The 5,750-nt window shown below is 51.3% G+C and carries 5 protein-coding genes; all 5 read left to right on the top strand.

Annotated features, from left to right (window positions below):
• On the top strand, positions 1–1,989 hold a 1,989-nt coding region (locus AC1WIP_RS10345; protein WP_481141752.1), incomplete at its 5' end, for a glycoside hydrolase family 88/105 protein.
• Positions 1,968–3,347, top strand: coding sequence for a glucuronate isomerase (locus AC1WIP_RS10340; RefSeq protein ID WP_481141751.1), 1,380 nt, complete (start codon positions 1,968–1,970; stop codon positions 3,345–3,347). The genes AC1WIP_RS10345 and AC1WIP_RS10340, both read left to right, overlap by 22 nt.
• Complete coding sequence (locus AC1WIP_RS10335) at positions 3,337–4,239, top strand: RraA family protein (protein ID WP_318708233.1); 903 nt, start codon at positions 3,337–3,339, stop codon at positions 4,237–4,239. The genes AC1WIP_RS10340 and AC1WIP_RS10335 overlap by 11 nt, the downstream gene beginning before the upstream one ends.
• A gap of 40 nt (positions 4,240–4,279) precedes the next feature.
• The gene (locus AC1WIP_RS10330) at positions 4,280–5,128 is read left to right on the top strand and encodes an SDR family NAD(P)-dependent oxidoreductase (RefSeq protein ID WP_481141750.1); all 849 of its coding nucleotides are present in this window, start codon (positions 4,280–4,282) and stop codon (positions 5,126–5,128) included.
• Positions 5,129–5,142: 14 nt separating this feature from the next.
• A partial coding sequence (locus AC1WIP_RS10325; RefSeq protein WP_481141749.1) for a mannonate dehydratase occupies positions 5,143–5,750 on the top strand: 608 nt, incomplete at its 3' end.

Below are 5,750 nucleotides of genomic sequence, written 5' to 3'. Positions count from 1 at the left end.
GATTTGGGCAGGCTCTGTCCGGAGGGGAAAAAAGGACAGCAGATATGGATTAAGACATACGTTTTGGGAGAAAAGAAAGACAATGCCTTGCTGAATCTCAAGGGGAGCTGCAGCGCGGTATATTATGACGGAGAGAAAGTGCAGCCCAAGTGGGAGGACGACAAGGGAAAATGCTATGCAATAGAGGTATCCCCCAGACGGCGGGAGCTTATTGTGCAGTGTACGCTGGAAGAAAGCCACCAGATTCTGGAAATGGCAATATCTACTGTTTATTACCGGGGAATGGAGGCGAAGGACTATCTGAATCATATCAGCACCGTAATTTCCGTTCATGGGCTGGAAATGGAAGGGGTGACGGCAAAACCCTATCCCGCCCGGACGAAAGATCAGGAGGAATTCTTTGCGCCTTTTGAAGCCTCTTGGGAAGACCCTTTAAGGGTGGATTTTGGCAGATGGTACGGGCGGGAAAAGGGCATAATTGCTTATGCCGTAAGCAGCTGCAAAAGAGATGGCAGGGTAAGCATTGAACCCTTTTCCGAGTGCAGAATACTGGTAAACGGTCAATTAGCTAAAGAGGACGCCTCCCGGGAAGGGGCAGCGGAAACGAAAGGGCCGCCAGAAAGCATTCATTTGAAAAAGGGAGACGTGCTCTTAATCAAGTCCTCGAAAACATCCTCAGGATGGGGGTTTTGCTGTCAGGATCAGGAGGAGGTGCTGGAGCTTCCCCTGGTGAAGAAAAAGGAGGGAATTTTGGGGAAATTTTTACTGGTGGGAGCGTTCGGGGCGGAGGACAGCGTAAATACCCTGTTTGGGCCGGAGCGGCGTCTGCAGTGGAAAACGCCTTATTTCAACGCGGCAGGAGAGCGCTGTTTCTGGCGCTTTAACGCGGAAAGGCTGTATCTGCGGCCTTATGTGAATACCAGCTTTTTCGGACAATGGTTTTACGCCCTGATGGTGGGAAATTACGGTCTGCTTTGCGCCTCGGAATTTCTCGGGCGAAGGGAGCTGACAGATTACTTTTTGAAAAACATGGAGCTTCTTTCGGATTTTTTTGAGTATGCAAAATATGATGGAATGCTTTTCGGGGAGCCGCCCTTTCTGCAAAGAAGCGTATTTCTCGACAACCTTGATTCCATAGGAGCGGCGGGAATGTGCCTGGCGGAGAGCTATCAACGTACCCTGGACGGCAGAACCTTGTCCGTTGTGCTTGAGCTGGCCCAAGCGGCCAGGCGCAATGTGCCCAGGTTTCAGGACGGCTCCTTCCACAGAAAAGACACCATGTGGGCGGACGATGTTTTTATGAGCGTTCCCTTTTTTGCACGAATGTGGGAGATAACGGGCAAAGAGGAGTATCTGTCGGAATGTATCTGCCAGTTTCGGGGAGTTCAAAAGAGGCTGTATATCAGAGAAAAAGGGATTTTTTCACATATATATTTTCTGGACAAGGAAAGGGCCAACGAGATTCCCTGGGGAAGAGGCAATGGCTGGGTCTTTTTGTCTGCGGCGGATTTTTTGAAAAAGCTCTGGGAGCATGAAAAGGGAAACGGACTTTGGGAAAAGGCCCGGGAGATTCTTGCTTTTTTCAGGGAATTTGCAGCGGGGGTGGTCCGATACCAGGATCAGGAGGGAATGTGGCATCAGATACTGGATGAGGAGACCTCCTATCAGGAAACCTCCTGTACCGGAATGTTTGTGACAGGAATTTCCTATGGCGTATCCTGCGGCTTTTTGGAGCCTTCCTATATCTATTATGCCAGAAAGGGAATGGAGGCGCTGCGCCGGAAGGCCATCACGGAGGAAGGAGTGGTAAAAGGGATGTGCAGAGGATCCGGCTGTTCCATGGAGAGAAGCTATTACAGAACGCTGGGAGCTGTGGATGACGACGACCATGGCACGGGAATCGTTCTGCTGGCCATGACGGCTCTGCAGGAGGCGGAAAGGGCCGCAGTCCATAAGGAGGAATCAGAGTGGAAGAGAATTTTTTGCTGAATACGCCTGTTTCGCAATGGCTTTATCACGAATGTGCAGGGAAGCTGCCCATTATTGATTACCATAATCATTTAAGCAGAAGGGCGCTCTTATCCGGCAAAGGCTGTGAGAACCTTGCGCAGCTCTGGGTGTGCTGCGATCCCTACAAGCACAGAGCCATGCGCATCTGCGGGATTGATGAAAAATATATCACCGGACAGGCAGAGGATTGGGACAAGTTTCAGGCGTGGATGTCCGTTTTGCCAAGATTGGCAGGAAATCCTTTGTATGACTGGTCGATTCTTGAAATGAAAAGAGTTTTCGGAATCTCCCTGGAACCGGGGGTCACAGATGCCCAAGGGCTTTGGGAACAGGCAGAGGACCTGCTTTCAAAGCAGGATCACGATCCCTTAAAGCTGCTTTCAGGCTTTGGGGTGGAATATGCCGCGCCCTGCGCGCTGCTGACGGAGGATATCTCAGATTTCTCCCAGCTTGACCATTTTGCGCCCTCCCTGAGAGGAGACAATATAGTGGAGGCGTCCGCAGAAACGCTGGAGAGCTTAGAGCAGCTGACCCAAGTGTCCATTGGGACGCTTGAGGATTACTACAGGGCCATTTCCCTGAGACTGGATGCGTTTTCCAGGGCTGGATGTAAATTTGCGGATCATGCGCTGGATAACGGCTTTTCCTATTTTCAGCAGGACGGAACCGAAAAAGCGCTTTTTGTCAGGCGAAGGAGAGGGGATTTGCTGACCGGGCGGGAGAGAGAAAGGCTTTCATCGGAGATTCTGCGATTTCTGGCCGGGGAGTATGCCAGGCGGGGATGGGTGCTGCAGCTGCATATGGGCGCCCAAAGGTACACAAGCTCCCGGCTAAGGGCTCTGGCCGGGCCGGAGGGCGGCTTTGCGGGAATCGGCAGCTGCTGTAATGTGAAAGCGCTGACCCGGATGCTGGATGACTTTGAGAAAGAACAATGGGGCATGCCCCGTGTGATTTTGTTTACAATGAATCCAGCGGACCATGCGCCGATGGCCGTCTTAAGCGGCTCTTACAGCCAGGACGGCGCGGCCGGAAAGGTGCAGCTGGGGCCGGCCTGGTGGTGGTGCGACCACTTGTACGGGATGCGCCAGGTTCTTGAAAATATCAGCTCCTTCGGCGTTCTTTCCGTGTTTATCGGAATGACCACTGATTCCAGAAGCATCCTTTCCTTTGTGCGGCATGAGTATTTCAGAAGGGTGCTATGCGGCTGGCTGGGAAGCAAGGCAGAGAAGGGCGAGCTTCTGGCTTCCCGGGAAAATCTTAAAAGGCTGGCGGAGGATGTGTGCTATTACAATGCAAAAAGAATCATAGAGGAAAAGAGGCGGGACAATGAATTTTAATGTGAGGGAAGATATCATTCAAATGACATCCCTGTGGAAGGGGGAGCGTTTTCCGGATGGGAGACCCAGGGTGGCGGATAAATATCTCAAGGCTCTTGAGTCATTGACCCTGGAGGAGGTATGGAAGCCCATTTTTGTCAAGGGCTATGAAAATCAGTTTGAAGGGCGCTTAAGGCTGCTGCATAATGATGGGCGGAAGCTGATCGGCAGGGCGGTGACGTCCGTCTTTTGTCCCACAAGGCCGGATTTGCATGCTATGGCTATGGAGATTGGAAGAAGCGAGGGGAGAAACGGGACCTACAATCAATGGGTGGTGGACAGCCTGGTGGAGGGAGATGTGTGCGTGGCGGATATGTACGACAAAATTTATAAGGGTACCTTCCTGGGAGGAAACCTTACCACTGCCATTGCAAAGAAAACCAAGACGGGAGGCGGAGTGATCTGGGGAGGAATCCGGGATCTGGAGCAGATGAAGCGGATCAAGGAGGTACAGGTCTATTACAGAGGAATCGATCCCACACCGATCAGAGAATTTGTCATGACGGGCTTTAATGTGCCGGTGAGAATCGGAAATGCGGTATGCCTTCCAGGGGATATTGTGTTTGGGACGGACGCCGGGGTATTGTTTATTCCGGCCCACCTGGTAGAGGAGGTGGTTGAGGGCGCTGTGAAAACAAAGGTAAAGGATATGTTCGGGTTTGAGATGATCAGCCAAAATAAATTTACCACAGCGCAGATTGATAAAAATGTGTGGACGGTGGAAATGCTGGATCTGCTGATGGAGTATATCGAAAAAAATGAGGCCGCGGCGGAATTCAGGGATATGGACTGGTCGCAGGAGTACAGTCTGGCAAGACAGGAGAACGCAGATCATATGCAGTCGGCGTTGTAGGAGATGAATATTCCCTTAAAAGAGGGCAGGAGGTATGCAGATGAGCGAAATATTTCAGAATCAGACGGCGGTCGTCACAGGAGCAGGAGGGACGCTGTGCTCGCAGGTGGCAGTAAAGCTTGCGGCGGAGGGAGCAAAGACAGTTCTGGTTGGAAGAACGGAAGAAAAATTACAGAAGGTGGCCGATCAAATTCGTTCCGTAGGGGGAGAGTGTATGGTGAGAGCTGCGGACGTCACAGACGAAGCTGCCATGGATGCCATTGCGCGGGAAGTGGCGAAAGTGTACGGGCCCTGCCGGTATCTGATCAATGGGGCGGGAGGCAATCAAAAGGGCGCCATCACCACCAATTTTACATATGAACCGGAGGAATTGGAGGAGAAAAGGCCGGAGGACAGGATGGGCTTTTTTGACTTAGACCTTAAGGTGTTTGAAAGCGTGCTTAAGACAAATACCATGGGAACGGTAATTCCGGTGAGGGCTTTTGCAAGGCAGATGGCGGCGGAGGGAAAAGGCAGTATTTTAAATTTTGCGTCTATGAACAGCGTCCGTCCCCTCACCCGTGTGCCTGCTTACGCAATGAGCAAAGCGGCGGTGGTAAATTTCACACAGTGGCTTGCAGTGTATTTTGCACCGGCAGGGATCAGGGTGAATGCGGTGGCGCCGGGCTTTTTTGTAAATGATAGAAGCCAAAAGCTCCTTTATACACCGGAGGGGACGTTGAGCAGGAGAGGGGAAAATATCATAAACCACACCCCCATGGGACGCTTCGGACAGGCGCAGGAGCTGCTTGGAAGTATTTTATGGCTGTTGGACGATGAAAAGGCATCCTTTGTAACTGGCATTACAGTGCCTGTGGACGGCGGATTTCTGGCGCACAGCGGTATTTAGCAAAGGAGGAGCAGGTGATACTGACGGATTACCTTAAAAGTGAGCAGGATATTACATGGGCGTTTGCAAAGCAGTGCGGAATAAAGCATGGAGTGATCCGGCTGCCGGAGGAAAAGGAGTTTGATGTATGCAGCCGGTCACACTGGCAGGCCATCCATAAAAAATTTATGGATTACGGCATTCGGCCCATTGTTGTAGAGCCCCTGCCAAACCAGCTCCATGACCATATTAAGGCAGGGGACGAAAAGAGAGATGAATGTATTGAAAAGGTAATAAGGATGCTGCCTATCATGGACAGTCTGGATATCCGCACCATATGCTTTAATTTTATGGCGTATGTGGGCTGGTGCAGAACAGACGCCGGGATCAGGGAAAGAGGCGGCGCTTTGGTGACGGGCTTTCGTCTGGATGAGTATCTGGAGGATAAAGGCTCCATTACGGAAGCACAGCTGTGGGAGAATTATACTTATTTTATCAAGGCGGTAATGCCCTATGCCAGGCGGTATGGGATTCGGTTTGCACTGCATCCCGATGATCCTCCCATTCCCAGGCTGGGCAATGTATCCAGAATCATGATCAGCTATGAAAATATAAAAAAGGCCGTTGCCATAGAAAACAGCGA

The sequence above is a fragment of the Acetatifactor sp. genome (genome assembly GCF_982438285.1).
The sequence above is the reverse complement of the archived record's forward strand: the minus strand, read 5'-3'. Positions and strand labels throughout refer to the sequence as shown.

Bases quoted from the DNA above. Each gene is read 5' to 3' on its own strand.
- AC1WIP_RS10330 (WP_481141750.1), top strand. From the start codon at position 4,280: ATGAGCGAAATATTTCAGAATCAGACGGCGGTCGTCACAGGAGCAGGA.
- AC1WIP_RS10335 (WP_318708233.1), top strand. From the start codon at position 3,337: ATGAATTTTAATGTGAGGGAAGATATCATTCAAATGACATCCCTGTGG.